21 protein-coding genes and 1 riboswitch are annotated in these 18,641 nt (G+C 65.2%); of the genes, 9 read left to right on the top strand and 12 right to left on the bottom strand.

The window, feature by feature from the left end; genetic code table 11:
• Positions 1-13: 13 nt before the first annotated feature.
• The 4 genes from MU856_RS01325 to MU856_RS01310 are packed head-to-tail and all read right to left on the bottom strand — an operon-like array spanning position 14 to position 3,514.
• Complete coding sequence (locus MU856_RS01325; protein WP_263588253.1) at positions 14-538, bottom strand: GNAT family N-acetyltransferase; 525 nt, start codon at positions 536-538, stop codon at positions 14-16.
• Entirely contained in the window at positions 538-1,593 is a 1,056-nt protein-coding gene (locus tag MU856_RS01320) for a homocysteine S-methyltransferase family protein (RefSeq protein ID WP_263588252.1), read from the bottom strand. The genes MU856_RS01325 and MU856_RS01320 overlap by 1 nt, the downstream gene beginning before the upstream one ends.
• Positions 1,590-2,528 (bottom strand): methylenetetrahydrofolate reductase, encoded by a 939-nt coding sequence (gene metF / locus MU856_RS01315; protein ID WP_186401114.1) that lies wholly within the window; start codon positions 2,526-2,528, stop codon positions 1,590-1,592. The genes MU856_RS01320 and metF overlap by 4 nt, the downstream gene beginning before the upstream one ends.
• On the bottom strand, positions 2,525-3,514 hold the full coding sequence (locus MU856_RS01310) for an ArsR/SmtB family transcription factor (RefSeq protein WP_263588251.1): 990 nt from the start codon (positions 3,512-3,514) through the stop codon (positions 2,525-2,527). The genes metF and MU856_RS01310 overlap by 4 nt, the downstream gene beginning before the upstream one ends.
• A gap of 213 nt (positions 3,515-3,727) precedes the next feature.
• Between MU856_RS01310 and MU856_RS01305 the strand changes: the two genes are divergently transcribed.
• The 4 genes from MU856_RS01305 (at position 3,728) to MU856_RS01290 (ending at position 5,624) form a co-directional block, all read left to right on the top strand.
• Complete coding sequence (locus MU856_RS01305; protein WP_003042650.1) at positions 3,728-4,045, top strand: hypothetical protein; 318 nt, start codon at positions 3,728-3,730, stop codon at positions 4,043-4,045.
• 191 nt (positions 4,046-4,236) lie between these two features.
• Positions 4,237-4,530: a hypothetical protein gene (locus MU856_RS01300; RefSeq protein WP_003042652.1), complete on the top strand. Its 294-nt coding sequence runs from the start codon at positions 4,237-4,239 to the stop codon at positions 4,528-4,530.
• Between the two features lie 78 nt (positions 4,531-4,608).
• Complete coding sequence (locus MU856_RS01295) at positions 4,609-4,815, top strand: hypothetical protein (protein ID WP_186401116.1); 207 nt, start codon at positions 4,609-4,611, stop codon at positions 4,813-4,815.
• A 32-nt stretch (positions 4,816-4,847) separates the two neighbouring features.
• Positions 4,848-4,928: riboswitch (ZMP/ZTP riboswitch) on the top strand.
• Between the two features lie 18 nt (positions 4,929-4,946).
• Positions 4,947-5,624 (top strand): DJ-1/PfpI family protein, encoded by a 678-nt coding sequence (locus MU856_RS01290; RefSeq protein WP_263588250.1) that lies wholly within the window; start codon positions 4,947-4,949, stop codon positions 5,622-5,624.
• Between the two features lie 9 nt (positions 5,625-5,633).
• Here the strand turns inward: MU856_RS01290 and MU856_RS01285 are convergent, their stop codons facing one another.
• From MU856_RS01285 to groES, 3 genes are all read right to left on the bottom strand, one after another.
• A complete protein-coding gene (locus MU856_RS01285; protein WP_263588249.1) occupies positions 5,634-6,416 on the bottom strand; it encodes a glutaminyl-peptide cyclotransferase in 783 nt (260 codons plus the stop codon).
• Between the two features lie 127 nt (positions 6,417-6,543).
• Positions 6,544-8,187: a chaperonin GroEL gene (gene groL / locus MU856_RS01280; protein WP_062900975.1), complete on the bottom strand. Its 1,644-nt coding sequence runs from the start codon at positions 8,185-8,187 to the stop codon at positions 6,544-6,546.
• Positions 8,188-8,252: 65 nt separating this feature from the next.
• Positions 8,253-8,540: a co-chaperone GroES gene (gene groES, locus MU856_RS01275; RefSeq protein WP_003042663.1), complete on the bottom strand. Its 288-nt coding sequence runs from the start codon at positions 8,538-8,540 to the stop codon at positions 8,253-8,255.
• A 54-nt stretch (positions 8,541-8,594) separates the two neighbouring features.
• Here groES and MU856_RS01270 point away from each other — a divergent pair, with 54 nt between their 5' ends.
• Positions 8,595-9,209 (top strand): hypothetical protein, encoded by a 615-nt coding sequence (locus tag MU856_RS01270; protein WP_263588248.1) that lies wholly within the window; start codon positions 8,595-8,597, stop codon positions 9,207-9,209.
• On the opposite strand, the gene MU856_RS01265 is transcribed toward MU856_RS01270, so the two are convergent.
• Together MU856_RS01265 and MU856_RS01260 are read right to left on the bottom strand one after the other, a co-directional pair.
• Positions 9,127-10,536, bottom strand: a complete 1,410-nt coding sequence (locus tag MU856_RS01265; RefSeq protein WP_263588247.1) for an MATE family efflux transporter — start codon at positions 10,534-10,536, stop codon at positions 9,127-9,129. The two genes, MU856_RS01270 and MU856_RS01265, sit on opposite strands and share 83 nt — an antisense overlap.
• Positions 10,537-10,649: 113 nt before the next feature.
• Positions 10,650-11,222, bottom strand: coding sequence for a Pycsar system effector family protein (locus MU856_RS01260; RefSeq protein WP_186401121.1), 573 nt, complete (start codon positions 11,220-11,222; stop codon positions 10,650-10,652).
• A gap of 162 nt (positions 11,223-11,384) precedes the next feature.
• On the opposite strand from MU856_RS01260, the gene MU856_RS01255 reads away from it, so the two are divergent.
• The 3 genes from MU856_RS01255 to MU856_RS01245 all read left to right on the top strand — a co-directional run bounded on the left by MU856_RS01255 (position 11,385) and on the right by MU856_RS01245 (position 14,991).
• Entirely contained in the window at positions 11,385-11,621 is a 237-nt protein-coding gene (locus MU856_RS01255; RefSeq protein WP_040589850.1) for an acyl carrier protein, read from the top strand.
• Between the two features lie 95 nt (positions 11,622-11,716).
• Positions 11,717-12,919 (top strand): serine palmitoyltransferase, encoded by a 1,203-nt coding sequence (gene spt, locus MU856_RS01250; RefSeq protein WP_062900979.1) that lies wholly within the window; start codon positions 11,717-11,719, stop codon positions 12,917-12,919.
• A gap of 113 nt (positions 12,920-13,032) precedes the next feature.
• Positions 13,033-14,991 (top strand): ATP-binding protein, encoded by a 1,959-nt coding sequence (locus MU856_RS01245; RefSeq protein ID WP_062900980.1) that lies wholly within the window; start codon positions 13,033-13,035, stop codon positions 14,989-14,991.
• Here MU856_RS01245 and MU856_RS01240 read toward each other — a convergent pair.
• Genes MU856_RS01240 through MU856_RS01230 form a run of 3 tightly spaced genes read right to left on the bottom strand, consistent with a single transcriptional unit; the run spans position 14,988 to position 17,309 of the window.
• Positions 14,988-15,848 (bottom strand): hypothetical protein, encoded by an 861-nt coding sequence (locus MU856_RS01240; RefSeq protein WP_263588246.1) that lies wholly within the window; start codon positions 15,846-15,848, stop codon positions 14,988-14,990. The two genes, MU856_RS01245 and MU856_RS01240, sit on opposite strands and share 4 nt — an antisense overlap.
• A gap of 8 nt (positions 15,849-15,856) precedes the next feature.
• Positions 15,857-16,828, bottom strand: coding sequence for a diacylglycerol/lipid kinase family protein (locus tag MU856_RS01235; protein ID WP_003042677.1), 972 nt, complete (start codon positions 16,826-16,828; stop codon positions 15,857-15,859).
• A 7-nt stretch (positions 16,829-16,835) separates the two neighbouring features.
• Positions 16,836-17,309, bottom strand: a complete 474-nt coding sequence (locus MU856_RS01230) for a DUF2141 domain-containing protein (protein ID WP_062900982.1) — start codon at positions 17,307-17,309, stop codon at positions 16,836-16,838.
• 122 nt (positions 17,310-17,431) lie between these two features.
• Between MU856_RS01230 and lptF the strand changes: the two genes are divergently transcribed.
• Entirely contained in the window at positions 17,432-18,640 is a 1,209-nt protein-coding gene (gene lptF / locus MU856_RS01225; protein WP_082819824.1) for an LPS export ABC transporter permease LptF, read from the top strand.
• Position 18,641 lies beyond the last annotated feature (1 nt).

Here is an 18,641-nt window from a genome sequence, read left to right as displayed (position 1 = left end):
GGTCCAAAGAGAATCAGGCAGCAAGCGGGCGGGCGAGAACGCGGTCGTCGTAGAGCTTTCCCCCGACGTTGAACTGGCGTGTCCCGACGTCGACGAAGCCCTGCTTGCGATAGAAAGCGAGCGCCCGTTCGTTGCGGGCGTAAACGCCGCGCAACAGGCGGCGATGCCCTGCCGCAGCGTCAAGAGCGCAGCGCATCAGGGCGGCGCCAAGTCCGCTGCCATGAAAACGAGACAGCGAATAAATGCGCTTGAGTTCGATGTCGCCCGCCTCGGCAGCGGCGAGGTCGGGCCGGCCGATCAGCGCGAAGCCGATCGGCGCGCCGCCCGGCTGCGCCTCGGCAAGCCAGGCGCGCGCGCCCGACGCCAGATAGGCGCGATAGGCGGCCTCCTGATGCTGCGCCGCGCAATGCCCGACGATCGCCTGGCCGTCGAGAATGCCCGCGAAGGTTTCGAGGAAGGTCGCGGCGCCGATCAATGCCAACGCGGCGGCATCAGCCTCTCCGGCCTCGCGGATCGCCCATGTCGGTCCGTCCTCCATCAGGATGCCGCCGCCATCGTGAAGGGTTCCAGCCCGGCAAGGCGCGTGCGCACCGGCACCTCGGGAATCCGGCGCGCGTGGAGGCCCTGTACGGCCTTTGCCATCGCCGCGATATGCGCCGGGGTCGATCCGCAGCAGCCGCCGAGGATGTTGACCTGACCATGGTCGGCCCATTCGCGGACCAGCGCCGCGGTCGTGTCGGGCAGTTCGTCATATTCGCCAAGCTCGTTGGGCAGGCCGGCGTTCGGATAGACCATCACCAGCGTGTCGGCGAGGTCGGAGAGCACGCGGACATGCGGGCGAAGCTGCGCCGCGCCGAACGAGCAGTTGAGCCCTACTGTCAGCGGCTTCGCATGACGCACCGCATACCAGAAAGCCTCGACCGTGTGGCCCGACAGGTTGCGGCCCGACAGGTCGGTGAGCGTCATCGAGATCATCAGCGGCAGCTCGCGCCCGACCTTCGCCTCCGCCTCGATTGTCGCGGCGATGCCGGCCTTGGCATTCAGCGTGTCGAAGATCGTCTCGATCAGGATGAAATCGGCTCCGCCTTCAGCCAGCGCGATTACCTGTTCGCGATAGACGTCCTTCAATTCGTCGAAATCGATCTCGCGATAGCCGGGATTGTTGACGTCGGGCGACAGCGACAGCGTCTTGTTCGTCGGCCCGACCGCGCCCGCGACGAAGCGGCGCCGGCCGTCCTCAGCCGCGAACTTGTCGGCCGCTTCGCGCCCCAGGCGCGCGCTTTCGTGGTTGATGTCAGCAACCAGCGCTTCGGCGCCATAATCGGCCTGGCTGATCCGGTTCGCGCTGAACGTGTTGGTCGAGACGATGTCCGATCCGGCGGCGAGATAGGCCTCGCCGATCGCGGTCACGACATCCTGCCGCGTCAGCGCAAGGATGTCGTTATTACCCTTCTGGTCGTGACCGAGGCGGAGCGATCCCGCATAATCGGCTTCGCCGAGCTTGCGGAGCTGGATCTGGGTGCCCCAGCCACCATCGGTGAGCAGGATGCGATCCTTCGCCGCCGCGATCAGGGCCTCGCGCGCTGAGATCATGCCGCCTTATCCTTTGCCGGCGCCACCGGCCGCAACCCCAGCATATGACAGATCGCATAGCTGAGTTCGGCGCGGTTGAGCGTGTAGAAGTGAAAATCGCGTACCCCGCCCGCGTAGAGGCGGCGGCACATTTCGGCCGCGACCGTCGCGGCAACGAGCTGACGCGCGGCGGGCAGGTCGTCGAGCCCCTCGAACAGCGCGATCATCCATGCGGGGATTGCGGTGCCGCACATATCGGCCATGCGCCGCGTCTGCGAGACGTTCGACACCGGCAGGATGCCCGGCACGATCGGCGCGTCGATGCCCGCCGCATCCGCGGCGTCGCGGAAGCGCAGGAAGGCTTCGGGCGAGAAGAAGAATTGCGTGATCGCGCGCGTCGCCCCGGCATCGAGCTTACGCTTCAGATTGTCGAGATCGGCCTGCGGGCAATCGGCGTCGGGATGCACCTCGGGATAAGCGGCGACCGAAATGTCGAACGGCGCGATCCGCTTCAACCCGGCGACGAGCTCGACCGCATTGGCAAAACCATCGGGATGCGCCCGATACGCACCGCCGCCGGGGACATCGCCGCGCAGCGCGACGATATGCCGCACGCCCGCGTCCCAATAGGCGCGCGCAACCTCTTCGATTTCACCGCGCGACGCCTCGACGCAGGTCAGGTGCGCGGCGGGCGGCACCGCGCTTTCGGACGCGATCCGCGCCACCGTCGCATGGGTGCGCTCGCGCGTCGATCCGCCCGCACCATAAGTTACCGATACGAAGCGCGGCGCCAGCGGCTCAAGCGTGCGGAACGTGTCCCACAGCTGCGCCTCCATCTTCTCGGTCTTGGGCGGAAAGAATTCGAAACTGACCCCGATGTCGCCTTCCAGATTGGCGAACAGCGGCGACGCCGCAGCGCGGCGCGCTTCGGCCAGCGCGTCGAGGGAAGTGGTCATGCGGCGAGCCTTTTGCCTTCGCCGTCGCCCGCGGCGACGGGGGGTTGATCCTGCTCACGGCGGCGCGCGCCAAGCCACAGCTTGACCGCGAGCGCACCGCCTTCGAGTGTTTGCGTCCGTTCGAGCGTCAGCCCCGACGCGGCGAACCAGCCGCCGATCTGCGTATCCGAAAAGCCGAGGCGCGCGTGCGCTGCCAGAGCGCGCAGCTCCTCATCCTCGTGCGGCGCAAAATCGGCGACGAGCAAATGCCCGCCATCACGCAGCACGCGGGCGGCTTCGGCGATGACCCGCTCGGGTTCGTGCGCAAAGTGCAGCGCCTGGTGGATAACCACCGAATCGACGCTGGCGTCGGCGATGGGCAGCGCGAGGAAATCACCCTGCACCAGATCGACCGGCACTGCCTGATCCGACAGTTTGGCGCGCGCGATGCGCAGCATTTCGGGGCTGCGGTCGAGGGCGGTGATCCGCTGCGCCGTTGGCGCGAAGATTTCGGCCATGCGCCCGGTGCCGGTGCCGACGTCGAGCAGATGACCCAGCGCGCGCCCGTGCATCATCGCGACCATCGCGTCCTCGACCTCGCTTTCGGCGACGTGGCGCGACCGGATCGCATCCCATTCGGCCGCATGGTCGGCGAAATAGCGTTCGGCCACCGCTGCGCGCTCGGCGCGAACCGCGGCAAGCCGGCGCGCATCCTGCGCGATCACCAGCGCCTCGCGCGCCGAGAAGGGCCAAGACCCCGCAGCAGCAGCCATGTCGGCGCCCGGCCCCTGTTCGGCGATGCGCAGGAAGACCCAGCTCCCCTCGCGGCGGCGCTCGACGATCCCGGCTTCGGCCAGGATGCGGACGTGGCGCGAAACGCGCGGCTGGCTCTGTTCGAGCACCGCCGCCAGTTCGCCGATCGCCAGCTCCATCTCGCGCAGCAAGGCAACGACGCGTAACCGCGTCGGGTCGGCCAGGGCCCGGAAAATGTCGATCAGCTCGCTCATAGCAGTATCATATAAAGACTTCTTTATATGTGGTCAACGAATTGTCGAGCAACGACGGCGCGCGCGATTGCGACGAACGCCACCCCTGGGACAAAAAGTCCGTTGCGCCCCCACTTACAACCTTGTAATTCCGGCGCCCGATCAACGGGAGCAGGATCGCATTGGTCCGGTCCGCCCGCCGGTCGAGAAGTTCAATCAAGAGGGGTATCCCAAATGAAGAAGTCGATCACTCTGTCGCTCGTCCTCGCTGCGTCGCTGAGCGTTGCCGCTTGCTCGCAGAAGGCTGCTGACGAAGCCGCTCCGGCCGACACCGCGGCCACCGAAACCGTCGAAGGCGCCGCTGACGGCGCGATGGAAGCCGCTTCGAGCGCCGCCGACGCGACCGCTTCGGCCGCGACCGACGCAGCCGCTGCCGCCGGCGACGCTGCCGACAAGGCTGGCGAAGCTGCCGACAAGGCCAGCGAAGCCGCTGCGGCCGCCAAGGAAGCGACCGATGCCGCTGCCGCGAAGATGGAAGAAGCGAAGAAGTAAGCTTCCACTTTCGCCTGCACAGGCAAGGAAATCGGGGGTCGTCGACATGCGTCGGCGGCCCCTTTTCCTTTTGCGATCAATACCCCGCGGCCACCGCGTCCCGCCGCACGGTTGCCAAGCCGGGCAGGCGCAGTTAATCTCCGCGCCCAGTGGCCGGTTATCCGGCCGCTTGCACATCGAAAGGAACATATATGCGCAAGATCATCCTCGCCTCGATGGCCGCAGCGGCCTTCAGCCTCGCCGCTTGCTCGGAAAAGGCGCAGCAGGAAACGTCTGAAGCCGGCGATGCGATCGCCGCCGATGCCGCCAGCGCGGGCGATGCCGTCGCCGATGGGGCGGCCGACGCCGCTGACGCGACCGCCGATGCCGCGAAGGACGCCGGCAACGCCGTCGAAGGCACCGTGAATGCCGCTGGCGACGCCGCTGCTGCCGCGGGTGACAAGATTCAGGAAGAAACCAAGAAGGCCGAAGCCAACGACAAGTAAGTCGTCGGCAGGCCCTTGGCCTGATAGGGAAAGAGGGGCTTCGCCGGAATGGCGGAGCCCCTTTTCGCAGGAGCCGACATGACGAAATTTCCAACCTGCGCGGCCTTGGCCGCGGCCCTGTGCCTCGTTGCCGGCTGCAGCCGCACCGACAATGAGCCCGGCCCCGGCGGCGTCACGGTCAGCGAAGCCAAGGCGCTCGACGATGCGGCCGAAATGCTCGAAAGCCGCGACGGCACCGATACGAAAGCCGACAGCGCCGCGAGCGGCGAAGACGGCGGCAAATAGGCTTTCGCCAAAGCGGTTGCCGCGATAGAAGACAGGCGTCCCGCAACTGGCGCTGAAGATGGAGTTCCATCGGGGAGCGGGACCGATGCGAGCCGCGCGCCTGGGTGATCCGTCGGAAAAGGACCATCCCGATGCTCGAAGCACCGCAAACCACCATCGTCTTTCTGCTGTTTCCCGGCATCACCCAGCTCGATTTCACCGCGCCGGCGCAGGCGCTGTGCCGCCTGCCCGGCGCGCGGTTGATCGGCGCCGCGGCCAACCTCGATCCGATATCGACCGACTGCGGCTTTGCAATCCTGCCGACTTATGATTTCGCTGCGGCGCCGCAGGCCGATATACTGTGCGTTCCCGGCGGACATGGTGTCGCCGAAGCGTTGGGCGACCCGGCAACGATCGATTTCATCGCGCGGCAGGCGGCGGGCGCCACCTGGGTGACGAGCGTGTGCACCGGCGCCTTCCTGCTCGGCCGCGCCGGGCTGCTCGGAGGGCGGCGCGCGACCACGCACTGGGCCTATACGCATCTCTTGCCGATGGTCGGTGCGCGCCACGAAGCGGCGCGCGTGGTCGAGGACGGCCCCGTCGTGACGAGCGGCGGGGTGACGTCGGGCCTCGATTTCGCGCTGACGCTGGTCGCGCGGATGCGGGGCGACGCGGCCGCGCAGGCGATCCAGCTCGCAATCGAATATGATCCGGCCCCGCCCTTCGCCGGCGGCCACCCCGACCGGGCGCCCGCCGCGGTGACCGAGGGGTTGAAAGCGCGCGTCTATGACGCAGCGGCGGCGCGGATGGCAGCGGCGCTCAAGAGCTAGAACCGGCCCCTATGCGCAGTTTGCGAGGGCGATCTCGTAGAGTTTGGGCCAATATTTGCCGGTGACGAACAGCCGCTTGCCCTTCGCGTCCCACGCGATGCCGTTGAGCACGCTGTCGCTGTCGCTGACCCCGGCGACTTTGCGCAGCCCGGTCAGGTCGATGTAGGAGACGATGGCGCCGCTGTCGGGGTCGATCCGCACGATGACGTCGCTCATCCACACATTCGCCCAGACCTGCCCGTCGATCGCCTCGAGTTCGTTGAGCATGGCGAGCGGACGGCCGCCGAAGCGAACGGTGACGCGGCGCTTTTCCGCCATCGTGGCGGGATCGAAGAAGCGCAGCGTCGGTGTCCCGTCGCTGAGCACGATCGTATCGCCGAGCGTCGTCACTCCCCAGCCTTCGCCCGAATAGGTGAAGCCGCCGACCGGCTTCAGATCCTTGAGGCGCCAGCGATGGCCGATGCCGTTCTGCCAGGTGACGCCGATAATCTGGTCGCGCCAGCGCGTGATCCCTTCACCGAACTGGTCGGCGGGGAGGGGCGTTTCGGCGAGCGCCTTGCCGGTCGCCAGGTCGAGCCGCGCGATGCGCGAATGGCCGTACTGCCCCGTCCCTTCGTAAAGATGGCCGTCGTCCCAGAACAGGCCCTGGGTGAAGGAGGACGGATCGTGCGGATAGGTCTGGACCACCCGGTAGCCGCAGCGTTCGATCGTGGCGCGCGGCGGCGGCGCAGGCGGAGCGACGGCGGCCGCGGGATCGGCGAGCAGCGCGGCAAGGACGAGAAGCAGGCTCATGACCGCCTAGCTATGCTGCGGCGCATGAACTGGCAATGGCCCGGAAAAAGGTGGGTGGACAGAAAAGGGCCGGAGGATTGCTCCTCCGGCCCCGTTTCTTGTTGGCTGAGCGCCGAACGGTAAGGACTTAGAAGTCCATGCCGCCCATGCCGCCCATGCCGCCGCCGCCCATCGGCATCGCCGGCTTGTCTTCGGGAAGCTCGCTCACCGCCGCTTCGGTGGTGATGAGCAGGCCCGAAACCGAGGCAGCGTCCTGAAGCGCGGTGCGCACGACCTTGGTCGGGTCGATGACGCCGGCGGCCTTCAGATTTTCATAGACGTCGGTCGCGGCGTTGAAGCCCTGATCCTGGTTGTTTTCGCGCAGCAGGTTGCCGGCGACAACCGCACCGTCATGGCCGGCGTTGGCCGCGATCTGACGCAGCGGCGCTTCGATCGCCTTGCGGACGATGTCGATACCGCGGGTCTGGTCGTCGTTGGCGCCCTTCAGCCCATCGAGAGCCTTGGTGGCATACAGCAGAGCCGTACCGCCGCCGGGGACGATGCCTTCCTCGACCGCGGCGCGGGTCGCGTGCAGCGCGTCGTCGACGCGATCCTTGCGTTCCTTCACCTCGACTTCGGTCGCACCGCCGACCTTGATCACCGCAACGCCGCCGGCGAGCTTCGCCAGACGTTCCTGCAGCTTTTCGCGATCGTAATCCGACGTGGTGGTTTCGATCTGCGCGCGGATCTGTTCGACGCGGGCCTTGATCGCGTCGCCTTCACCCGCACCGTCGACGATGGTGGTGTTGTCCTTGTCGATCGTGACGCGCTTCGCCTGGCCGAGCATGTTCAGCGTGACCGACTCGAGCTTGATGCCCAGGTCTTCGCTGATCATTTCGCCGGCGGTCAGGATTGCGATGTCCTGCAGCATCGCCTTGCGGCGATCGCCGAAGCCCGGCGCCTTGACGGCCGCGACCTTGAGGCCGCCGCGCAGACGGTTGACGACCAGCGTCGCGAGCGCTTCCCCTTCGATGTCTTCGGCGATGATGAGCAGCGGACGGCCCGACTGCACAACCGCTTCGAGGATCGGAAGCATCGACTGAAGGTTCGACAGCTTCTTTTCGAAGATCAGGATGTACGGATCAGCCAGTTCGACCGTCATCTTTTCGGGGTTGGTGATGAAGTAGGGCGACAGATAGCCGCGGTCGAACTGCATGCCTTCGACGACATCGAGTTCAAACTCGAGGCCCTTGGCTTCCTCGACGGTGATCACGCCTTCCTTGCCGACCTTTTCCATCGCTTCCGCGATCTTTTCGCCGACTTCGACGTCGCCATTGGCCGAGATGATGCCGACCTGCGCGATTTCCGACGAGCCCGACACGGCGGTCGAACGGCCCTTGAGGTCTTCGACGACCTTGGTGACCGCGAGGTCGATGCCGCGCTTCAGGTCCATCGGGTTCATGCCGGCAGCAACCGACTTCATGCCTTCGCGGACGATCGCCTGGGCGAGGACCGTCGCGGTGGTGGTGCCGTCACCGGCCTTGTCGTTCGCCTTCGAGGCGACTTCGCGCAGCATCTGCGCGCCCATGTTTTCGAACTTGTCCTTGAGTTCGATTTCCTTGGCGACCGAGACACCGTCCTTGGTGATGCGGGGGGCGCCGAAGCTCTTGTCGATCACGACATTGCGGCCCTTGGGGCCCAGCGTGACCTTGACGGCGTCGGCGAGGATGTCGACGCCCTTCAGGATGCGTTCGCGTGCGTCGCGCGAAAATTTAACGTCCTTGGCAGCCATGAGGATGCTCCTTTAATAAAAGCGCAGAAAACTGCGTAACTTCACACTGAAATCGGCAAACAGGCTCAGGCGAGAACGCCGAGGATGTCCGATTCCTTCATGATCAAAAGCTCTTCGCCATCGACCTTGACTTCGGTGCCCGACCATTTGCCGAACAGGATGCGGTCGCCCGACTTGACGTCGAGCGGCGTCACCTTGCCATCTTCGGCCTTGCTGCCGGTGCCGACGGCGACGACTTCGCCTTCCTGCGGCTTTTCCTTGGCGGTGTCGGGAATGATGATGCCGCCAGCCGTCTTTTCTTCGGCTTCGATACGGCGGACGAGCACGCGGTCGTGCAGCGGACGAAATTGCATGGATGTCCCTCCAGTAATGCAATGGATGTCAGACTTAGCACTCACGGGGTGCGAGTGCTAACAACCGGGCATATGGGTGGAGGGTGTGACAGCGTCAAGGCGATTAAGGGAAAATTTTCGGCGGCGCGGTACGGCGGTCAGATGGGGTGCGAGATTCCGATCATCAAGGGTGCAGATTCACCCGTCCAGCGGGACTTGCTGGAGCGCGGCGCGCGACTGCGCAGCGAACTTCTCGATGCATTCGCGCGGCTTGAGGAAACGATTGTCCGGAAACTAGCGCAGCAAGGGAAATTCTCACCCAGCGCGTCGCTGACTCATAAGCTCGACACTCTCGAAAAGGCCGCGTTCCGATATCCCGCTAAAGCTCACCAGCGGATCGCCGAAATTCGACCGTTGGTGGATTGCCGAAACGACATCGTTCATTCCACCCTCAATCTCGCGGAGATGTCTGGCGGTGAGACTGGCAGCTATTTTGTTTTCCGGAACGTTTCCGCAATTCAGGACTCCACCGGCCGACAATTTCGCGCGCTAACGCCAGAAGAGTTCAAAATGCTCGTCGGCCGAGTGAAGACGGCCACCAAGCATCTCAACGATCAACCAATGAAGGCAACAACCCCAACCGCGCCCGCATCCCCCAGCGCATCAGCAGTACCGCCGACACCACGATGAGCCCGACCGCCAGACCGATCCACACGCCAACGCCCGCAAGCGGCGTCCAGAAGCCGAGGTAGACGGCGGTGCCATAGCCCGCGATCCAGTAGCCGCAGACCGCGATGATCATCGGCACGCGCGTATCCTGAAGCCCGCGCAATACGCCCGCCGCGACCGTCTGGGCGCCATCGAACAGCTGGAACGCGGCGGCCACGAGCAGGAACTGCAGCGCAAAATGGACGAGCGCGGCGTTACGCGCCGCATCGACGTCGACGTAGATCGACAGCACGAGCCGCGGCGCGAGCCAGATCACCGCCGCGGTCACGACCATGAAACCGATACCGAGGATCAGCGACGCCTGCCCCGCGAGCGTAATGCCGCGATGGTCGCGCGCGCCATAGGAAAGGCCGACCCGGATCGTCGCCGCCTGCGCCACGCCGAACGGGATCTGGAAGGCGAGCGCCGCGATCTGGAGCGCGAGGGTGTGCCCGGCAAGCTGCGCCTCACCGATCCGGCCCATCAGGAAAGCGGCGCCGGTAAACAGCCCGGCCTCGGCCAGAATGATGAGGCCGATCGGGGTGCCGATCCGGAGCATTTCCCAGAAGCGGGGCCATTCGGAGCGCCACCAGTTGCCGAACAGATGATAGCGGCGCAGCCGCCGGTCGGTCTGGATCACGATGATATAGGCGATCAGCATCACCGTGCTCGTGATGACGCTCGACAGCGCCGAGCCCTGCAGTCCGAGGGCCGGCATGCCGAGATGGCCGAAGACGAGGCTCCAGTTGCCGAGGGCGTTGACGAACAGCGCGAGGAAGGTGATCGCGGTGGCAATCGTCGGACGTCCGAGCGCCGAAACAAAGATGCGCAACACGCTCGCTGCGATCATCGGCACCATGCCCCACATCAGGATCAACAGGAAACTGGCGGCATGTGCCGTGATTTCGGGGTCTTGCCCGGTTGCGCGCATGATCGGGCCGCCCGCGGCGCAGACGCCCATGAACAGCACGGACACGATCGCACTGAGCCACAGCGCCATGCGGACGGTGCGCCGTACTTCGCGCACGGCATGTTTGCGCCGCCCGAGTTCGGCAGCGACGAGCGGCGCTGCGGCGCCGACGAGCCCGGTCCCTGTCCACAGCAACAGGCCGAAGATCGAGACGCCAAGCGACGAGGCTGCAAGCGGCGCATCGCCGAGCCGCGCCACGAAGATCACGTCGATCGCATGGACCATCATCTGCAGCAGGTTCGCCGCCGCCAGCGGCAGGGCGAGCGCCAGCGTCGCGCGAAATTCGGCGCGGAAAGTCTGCGGTTGATCCGCCGTCAGGGGGTGGGCCTGCTCGAGCATAGCCGGCCCGGATAGGCGCGCTTTTGCGGCCGCTCAATAGCGCGCGAGCGCCGCGCGCGGTTTCGGATGCGGGGGGTGATAAAAAGGCAACAGCCGCTCTCTCATTTCGGCCTTTACCCCGCCCACATTACCGCCATCTCATAGGCGAAGGCTAGGAAGGTCAGCGTCAGGCCGACGACGAACAGGCGATAGGCATAGGCGAGGTAGCGATATTTGCGCCGCGCGAGGACGAGGCCGTTCTGATAGGTGTCGCGCAGGATCGTTTCATAAAGATCCTCCTCGGTCCGCATCCGTGCCTTGACCGCGTCGATGAACTCGTCCTCCTCCATCTGCTCGAACCGGCCGAAAAAGAGGATATTGCTATGATCCTTACCATCGCGAAAGACTGCGGGCGGCGCCTTGCCGACGCGCGGGAGTACCGCCGATATGGCGAGCAGCGCCGAGAGGAAGGAGAAGGTCGCCAGCAGCGCGAGCGGTAGCGCGAAGGCCCCCGCCCCGGCGCGCGCCTGTCCGACCGCGAGGGTGAAGACCACGAAGGTCGCGCCCATCAGGATCGACGCCTTTTGATCGGCCATCTGCGACAATTGCATCGTGATCTGCTGATTGGTGCGCACGAGATGCACCGCGTTGGGCGGAAAGGATATGGCGGGCCGCTCCGGCGCCGCGTCCGATTTTGCGCTGTCCATCCAGCCCCCTCCCTGCCCCTTCAGCTTGCGGCGACCTTCGCCCGGATGGCACGAAGGACCGCGAACGGCAAGATGCTGCCCGATTGCCGCCGCAATCGCTTGCCAAGCGGGACGGGGCGCGGCATGCCCGCCCGCAGTTTTTTCATTATGGGACGCACCCGCATGAGCACCCCCCTCGCCGACCAGATCCACGGCCTGATCGAACCTTTCAACAAGAAGGGCGTCGCCCTGACCGACGCGACGACTTTTGCCGGCGACCTTGAATGGGACAGCCTGACGGTGATGGATTTCGTCGCCGAGGTCGAGGATACGTTCGACATCATCATCAGCATGAACATGCAGGCCGAGATCGAAACCGTCGGCCAGCTCGTCGCCGCGGTGGAAAAGCTGCAGGGCTGAAAATCTTGTGCTCCCCGGCGAAAACCGGGGTCAACGCGACGTCGCGCGACCTATCTGGACCCCGGCTTTCGCCGCGGCACACGGAAGAAACGAATATGACCGACCTTTTCTCCAAATTCGATCCGCTCATCGAACAGCGCGCGGCGCTGCTTGCGACCGGCGTGACCGATCCGTTCAGCCTGGTGATGGAGAAAGTGCTCTCGCCCACCGTCGCGATCTGCAACGGGCGCGAAACGATCCTGCTCGGCACCTATAATTATATGGGCATGACCTTCGACGAGGATGTCATCGCCGCGGGCAAGGACGCGCTCGAGAAGTTCGGCAGCGGCACCACCGGCAGCCGCGTCCTCAACGGCACCTATCAGGGGCACAAGGCGTGCGAGGACGCGCTGAAGGAATTTTACGCCATGGATCATGCCATGGTGTTCTCGACCGGATACCAGGCGAACCTCGGCATCATTTCGACGATCGCCGGCAAGGGCGACTATGTCATCCTCGACATCGACAGCCACGCGTCGATCTATGACGGATGCAAGATGGGCGACGCCGAAATCGTCGCTTTTCGCCACAACGATGTCGAAGCGCTCGAAAAGCGGCTGAAGCGCCTGCCCGCCGAGGCCGGCAAGCTCGTCGTGCTCGAAGGCGTCTATTCGATGCTCGGCGACGTGGCGCCGCTGAAGGAGATGATCCGCGTCTCCAAGGAAAATGGCGCGATGGTGCTGGTCGACGAGGCGCATTCGATGGGCTTCATTGGCGAACATGGCCGCGGCGTCGCCGAGGCGCAGGGCGTGATCGACGATGTCGACTTCATCATCGGCACCTTTTCGAAGAGCGTCGGCACCGTCGGTGGCTTCTGCGTGTCGAACCATCCGAAGTTCGAGATCTTGCGCCTCGTCTGCCGCCCTTACGTCTTCACCGCCTCGCTGCCGCCGAGCGTCGTCGCGACCGCGGCGACGAGCATCCGCAAGCTGATGCACGGGTCGAACAAGCGCGCGCATCTGTGGGAAAATTCGAAGACGCTGCACAAGGGGCTGCGCGATCTCGGCTTCACGCTGGGTACCGAAGAGCCGCAGTCGGCGATCATCGCGGTCATCATGCCCGACCTCGAAAAGGGCGCGATGATGTGGGAAGCGCTGCTCGAAGAAGGCCTCTACGTCAATCTCGCCCGCCCGCCCGCGACCCCCGCGGGCATGACGCTGCTGCGCTGCTCGCTATGTGCTGAACATTCGAGCGAGCAGGTGAGCGAGATCCTCGGCCGCTTCGAGCGCGCGGGCAAGCGCGTGGGAATTATCGGCTGAACCGAGCCGCGCCGCCGACCAGCGGATTCATTTTCGGGGCGAACCGAGCGGAACACCGCGCCGTGCGGTCTTCACCGCTTTGCCCCGGAACGCTTGTTGGATAGAAGATCAGCGTGTTCGAGCGGGATTTGGATCACGACAATGAGAGCCGTCGCGAACGGCTGCGCTTCTGGCTGACCGTCGGGCTGGGCGCGGTGCTGACGGGCGTCGTCGGCGCGCTCATCATGTTGATGAGCCGTGCCAACGACAATTATGACCGCTCGCTGAGCTGGCAGGCGCACAGCCTGGAAGTGATTTCACAGACGCGCAGCCTCGATGCCGCGCTGGCGCGCGCCGAGGCGGCACTCGGCCGCTTCGCTGTCGGCCTGAAAAAGGAGGACGGTCGCGTTTTTCAGCAGCAGTGGGGGCTGTCGCAGCAATATCTCGCGCTGCTCCGCCGCAACGTCCGCGACAATCCGGAGCAGGCGGCGCTGGTCAAGACACTGACCGCCGAACTCGACCGGCGCGGGACACAGCTCGGCGATGCGGCGCTCAGCGCCAATTACAACCAGACCATTGCCGCGATCTCGAAATATAACGCCGCCGGACACGATGCCGCGCTGCTGCGCATCGACCGGCTGCTGACCGAATTGATCGGCAACGAACGCGCGATCCTTGCCAACCGCAACCAGCTTGCAGCCGCCGACCGCGCCAGCCTGAACCAGGCGATCCTGCTGTTCACCGTGCTCGCCGCCGCCGCCGCCGTGATCGCGATTGCAGCGACCGTCTCACTCGTTCGGGCCCAGAGCGAACGCCGCGCGGCACGGCGCGAACAATTGGCCGAAAGCGACCGCGCGATGCTGCTGGAGGCGGCGGTGAACGAGCGAACGGCCGAGCTTGCCGAAGCGAACAGCGCGCTGCGCAGCGAAATGGCCGAACGCGCCGCCGCCGAGGAGCAGCTTCGCCAGGCGCAGAAGATGGAAGCGGTGGGCCAGTTGACCGGCGGCATCGCGCATGATTTCAACAATATGCTCGCTGTCGTCGTAGGCGGGCTGGAACTTGCGCAGCGGTGGATCGGCGAAGCGCCCGAAAAGGCACAGCGCCACATCGGCAATGCAATGGACGGGGCCAATCGCGCCGCCGACCTGACCCGCCGCCTGCTGGCCTTCGCACGGTCCGAACCCGCGCGCCCCGAAATGACGCCGATCGACGCCTGCATCGCGGGCTTTTCGGAATTGATCGGGCGCACGATCGGCGACCGTATCGCGCTGACGCTCGACCTTCAGACCGAAGGGCTCGCCTGCTGGGTTGACAAGCAGCAATTCGAAAATGCGCTGCTCAACCTTGCCGTAAACGCGCGCGACGCGATGGACGGGCACGGGTCGCTGACGATCCGGACGCTGCGCGATGAAAAGGACGACACCGCCGCGCTGGCGGTGGAGGTGATCGATACCGGCTGCGGCATGTCGCCCGAGGTACTCAAGCGCGTGTTCGACCCCTTCTACACCACGAAACCCGCGGGTCAGGGCACGGGCCTGGGGATGAGTCAGGTCTTTGCCTTTTGTCGCCAGTCGGGCGGCGAGGTGCAGATTCATTCGGTCGAGGGCGAAGGCACGCGCGTTGCGATGCTGCTGCCCGTCGCAAAGCCGCATGCCGAAGCGGCGGCGCCCGCGGGCGGTTCCGATGCAGCGGTGAGCGAACCGCCGACGGACGCGATGCGCATTCTGGTGGTCGAGGATGACGAGCGCGTCCTGGCCGCCACCGTCGACGCCGTAACCGAGCTTGGTCATCAAGCGATCGCCTGCGACGATCCGCGCGCCGCCGCCGGGCTGGTCGAAGCGCATGGCGGGTTCGACCTGATTCTCAGCGACGTGCTGATGCCCGGCCTGACCGGCCCCGAAATGGTCGCAGAACTGAAGGAACGCTGGCCCGATCTGTCGGTGCTGTTCGTCACCGGCTACGCCGGCGATGCCAGCGAGTTCGAAAGCTTTGGCGACCATGACGTGCTGCGCAAGCCCTTTACGCTGAACGCGCTCGAACAGGCGATCCGCCGCTGCGGCGATGCGCCCGCACCGGAGCGCATCGCTTCCTAGCGGATTGCGCCGCTCTTCACGAGGCGCGGCACCAGCGTCAGCGCGGCGACGAGCGGCCAGCGGCGCTGCCACGGCTTGATCTCTATCTTGGTGCCCGCATGGCGGTTGATCTTCCAGGCGAGATAATCGATCCCGCCGGCATAGGTCAGGCTGGCCTTGGCGAGCCGCAAGATGCTGAGCAGCTTGCCCTCGATCCGCCGCCGCGCCCAGCCGCCACCGGTAGCACCGGCCGGGATTGCCGCCATCGCCGGCAGGCTGAAGCGGTCGTAGCGCGCGGCGTCGGCATCGACGACCGACTGCGCCCGGCCGGTGCGTTCGGCGCGCAATTCGACCGAATAGGTCAACGAAAAGGCGCGCCGCCACCAATCGAGCGGCGCCTCGCCATCGACCGATCCCGCCGCCGCGAGCAATGTCGGCGCGGCGCGTGCCACCGCCGATACCGCGCGGTCCCGCGCGGTATCGTCGACGGCCCAGACGAGCCGCGACGGCTGAGCAAAGCGCGCCCAGACCGATACGTTGCGCGTTTCAGGGCCGTTCAGGCGGTGAAAATCGCTTTCGCTGAGCACCGCATATTTGGCGATCAGCCCCTCATGCTCGAACGGAAAGACGTTTGGCGGGATAAGCCGGTTGGCGGCCGCGAGCCAGCGCTTCGGATAGGCATCGCCATAGTCCGAAACGATCAGATAGAAATCGAGCATCAGCCCGTCGAGTTCGCTTTCGCGCAGGCAGCTGCCGTAAAAGAGTACCGCGCGGGCGCTGCCCGGGTAGCGGGCCGCGATCGCCGCCGCCATCGCAGCGACGCGCGGATCGACCGGTGTCGAAAGCTCTTCGCGGACGAGATCGGTATGCGCCGACATGCGAGCGCTCAGGCGGCGAGGCGCAGGAAGGGTACCGGCTGGGTCGAGGTCAGGATGATCGGCCGGCCGTGCTTTGCCTCGAAAATCTCGCCGTCGAGGATCACGTTCGAGCGTTCGCCCTCGATACGGATCTCATCACCCTGTTCGAAATGGACCCCGGCGAGCTGATGCTGGCCGAGGGTCCCTCGCCAAGTGGCCCCGAGCATGCGGAACAGCGCGCCGACGCTGCGGTCGACCGCGAGCAATTTCATCCGCCCGTCGCCGCCGTGCGTATCGCTGGTGCGGATACTCAGCAGCAGCTTTTCCAGTGTCGTGACGATGAGCAGCGAGAATTTGCCCTTGAGCTGGCCCTGTCGGATCAGCGACACGGTCAGCGGCTCGGGCTTCGGCGGCAGGCGCCCGCCGCCAATGCCGAAGATGATCGCGAAAAGCCCAAGAATCGCGGCGAGCACATGCGACAGGCCGTTGGGCAGGCCGAGCGGATAGATGCGATTGCGGCAATAGAGCATCACGTCGGCCAGATAGGCACCACCCAGGAACATGCCGAGCACGGGGCGATTGCCGCCGCTGTCGAGCGCGATGAGCTGCCGTTCAATGACATGATCCTCGAGCCGGCCATTCGACACGAGTTCGACGACGCGCTCGAGCGCCTTGATCGGATCGCCTTCGGCGCCCAGATCGAGCGCGATCAGGTTGGTCTTGCCGTTCGGCAGCACCGCGACGGGCGGCGGCGAACCGCCGAAATGGCCCCCCGAATAAAGTTCGGTCAGCGCGGCCTGAACGGTGCCGTCACCGCCGTTGATCGCGACGATGCGCGGGCTGACCATCGCGATCGTACGAATCGCTTCACCGATCTGGTCGACATCCTCGACCTCGTAATGAAAAATGTCGGGGTGCGCCGCGCAATATTCCCGAACCCGCGGCAACAGGGCACGATTCCCCGTTGAGCGCGGATTGGAAAGAAGGGCGACGCTTGCCATCGAGCCCCTACATATATTTCATGTTGATCGAGATCGTCTTCGGCGCGTTGCCAACATCGAACCCCGTCTTCTTGTAGCTCGGCTTGCCGAGATTGAAGATGTTGATGCTCGGGTTGTTCGACATGCCGCCGCCGTCCGAGGTCAGATCGGTCTTGCCGTTGCCGTTGACGTCGTGGCGCACCGCAATGCCATAGTGGCCCGCTTCGGGCAGCGGCACGCAAACGGTCATCGACCCGGCCTGTGCCGGCACTTCGACACGGGTGATCCAGCGCCCCTTGGCGAGCCATTCGGACGCTGTGGCACGATAGCTTTGCACACGAATCTTGCCCGTCCCGGCCTTCACGCCGTTGATGTGGACGAGGGTGGACGGACCGCTCCGGCATTTCGACAGGTCGTTGGTGATAACCTGTCCCTCTGCGTTTGCTGCCACGGATACGGCGAGCAGAGCCACGCAGAGCGACGCCGAGATAAATTTCGACATGACGCATTAGCTCCCAGTGGTTATAGCCACGCCAGCACCGAGCCGACATGGGTCCCTGTTGCCCTTGAATCCGGATATCGGAACCATTTGCGGCCAAATCATGGTGATGGGGCGACGAAAGATTGAATAGACTGCCCGCCATCGACCGTTACATCGCGCGGCTCATCTTCTTTCCCATGCTCGGTACGCTGGTCCTTTCGGCCATGCTGCTGGTGCTGGAAAAGATGCTGCGCCTGTTCGATTTCGTCGCGACCGAAGGCGGGCCGGTGAGCGTCGTGTGGCGGATGCTCGCCAATCTTATCCCAGAATATCTGTCGCTTGGCATCCCGATCGGGCTGATGCTCGGCATCCTGCTCGCCTTCCGCCGGCTCGCGACGTCGAGCGAGCTCGACGTGCTGCGCGGGGTGGGGATGAGCTTCGGACGGCTGATGCGCATGCCCTATGCCTTTGCCTTCGCGCTGGCGCTGCTCAACCTCGCGATCGTCGGCTTTATCCAGCCCTATGCGCGCTACGCCTATGAAGGGCTGCGCTTCGAATTGCGGTCGGGCGCGCTCGGCGCGTCGATCAAGGTCGGCGAATTCACCAAATTGGGCAGCCGGATGACGCTGCGCATCGAGCAGAGCTATAACGAGGGGCGCAATCTGCGCGGCATCTTCGTGCGCGGCGAGAACAAGGACGGGCAAAGCGTTTCGGCAACCGCCGCCGAGGGACAGTTTCTTGCCACCGACGATCCCGACACGATCATCCTGCGCCTGACGCGCGGCGTGCTGATCCATGAATCGCCGAAATTCGCGGTGCCGCGGGTCTTGACCTTCGACAGTCACGACCTGCCGATTCCGCTACCCAAGATCGAGGCGTTCCGCACCCGCGGCGGCGCCGATCGCGAACTGACGATCCCCGAATTGCTCGTCGTCGGTCACGACCAGGCCGAACCGCTGGCGACGCGGCTCGAATCGCGCGCGAATTTCCACTTCCGGATCGTCGAAGTGGTGTCGATGTTCTTCATCCCGCTGATGGCGATCGCGCTGGCAATTCCGCCCAAGCGATCGACAAGTTCGCTGGGCGTCTTCCTGTCGATCGTGCTGCTCGTCACCCAGCACAAGATCAACGAATATGCCGAAGCGCTGGGCGCGCGCGGTGCGGTCGATCCGCTGCTGGCGCTGTGGATTCCGCTGCTGCTGTTCGGCGCGCTTGCGGTGTGGATGTATTATACGGTGGCGCATGTCCCCGGCGGCCAACCAATCGGCGCGCTCGAGCGCGTCGCGGCCAAGGCCGGGCAGAAAGTCCGCGCCTTCATCCGCCTGTTCCAGCGCAAGCAGCAGCATATCTGAC

Source organism: Sphingopyxis sp. GC21, from assembly GCF_025727575.1.
GTDB classification, from domain to species: Bacteria; Pseudomonadota; Alphaproteobacteria; order Sphingomonadales; family Sphingomonadaceae; genus Sphingopyxis; species Sphingopyxis terrae_A.
The sequence above is the reverse complement of the archived record's forward strand: the minus strand, read 5'-3'. Positions and strand labels throughout refer to the sequence as shown.

Coding starts and splice junctions, on each gene's coding strand:
- MU856_RS01325 (WP_263588253.1), bottom strand. CDS start 538: ATGGAGGACGGACCGACATGGGCGATCCGCGAGGCCGGAGAGGCTGAT.
- MU856_RS01320 (WP_263588252.1), bottom strand. CDS start 1,593: ATGATCTCAGCGCGCGAGGCCCTGATCGCGGCGGCGAAGGATCGCATC.
- metF (WP_186401114.1), bottom strand. CDS start 2,528: ATGACCACTTCCCTCGACGCGCTGGCCGAAGCGCGCCGCGCTGCGGCG.
- MU856_RS01310 (WP_263588251.1), bottom strand. CDS start 3,514: ATGAGCGAGCTGATCGACATTTTCCGGGCCCTGGCCGACCCGACGCGG.
- MU856_RS01305 (WP_003042650.1), top strand. CDS start 3,728: ATGAAGAAGTCGATCACTCTGTCGCTCGTCCTCGCTGCGTCGCTGAGC.
- MU856_RS01300 (WP_003042652.1), top strand. CDS start 4,237: ATGCGCAAGATCATCCTCGCCTCGATGGCCGCAGCGGCCTTCAGCCTC.
- MU856_RS01295 (WP_186401116.1), top strand. CDS start 4,609: ATGACGAAATTTCCAACCTGCGCGGCCTTGGCCGCGGCCCTGTGCCTC.
- MU856_RS01290 (WP_263588250.1), top strand. CDS start 4,947: ATGCTCGAAGCACCGCAAACCACCATCGTCTTTCTGCTGTTTCCCGGC.
- MU856_RS01285 (WP_263588249.1), bottom strand. CDS start 6,416: ATGAGCCTGCTTCTCGTCCTTGCCGCGCTGCTCGCCGATCCCGCGGCC.
- groL (WP_062900975.1), bottom strand. CDS start 8,187: ATGGCTGCCAAGGACGTTAAATTTTCGCGCGACGCACGCGAACGCATC.
- groES (WP_003042663.1), bottom strand. CDS start 8,540: ATGCAATTTCGTCCGCTGCACGACCGCGTGCTCGTCCGCCGTATCGAA.
- MU856_RS01265 (WP_263588247.1), bottom strand. CDS start 10,536: ATGCTCGAGCAGGCCCACCCCCTGACGGCGGATCAACCGCAGACTTTC.
- MU856_RS01260 (WP_186401121.1), bottom strand. CDS start 11,222: ATGGACAGCGCAAAATCGGACGCGGCGCCGGAGCGGCCCGCCATATCC.
- MU856_RS01255 (WP_040589850.1), top strand. CDS start 11,385: ATGAGCACCCCCCTCGCCGACCAGATCCACGGCCTGATCGAACCTTTC.
- spt (WP_062900979.1), top strand. CDS start 11,717: ATGACCGACCTTTTCTCCAAATTCGATCCGCTCATCGAACAGCGCGCG.
- MU856_RS01240 (WP_263588246.1), bottom strand. CDS start 15,848: ATGTCGGCGCATACCGATCTCGTCCGCGAAGAGCTTTCGACACCGGTC.
- MU856_RS01235 (WP_003042677.1), bottom strand. CDS start 16,828: ATGGCAAGCGTCGCCCTTCTTTCCAATCCGCGCTCAACGGGGAATCGT.
- MU856_RS01230 (WP_062900982.1), bottom strand. CDS start 17,309: ATGTCGAAATTTATCTCGGCGTCGCTCTGCGTGGCTCTGCTCGCCGTA.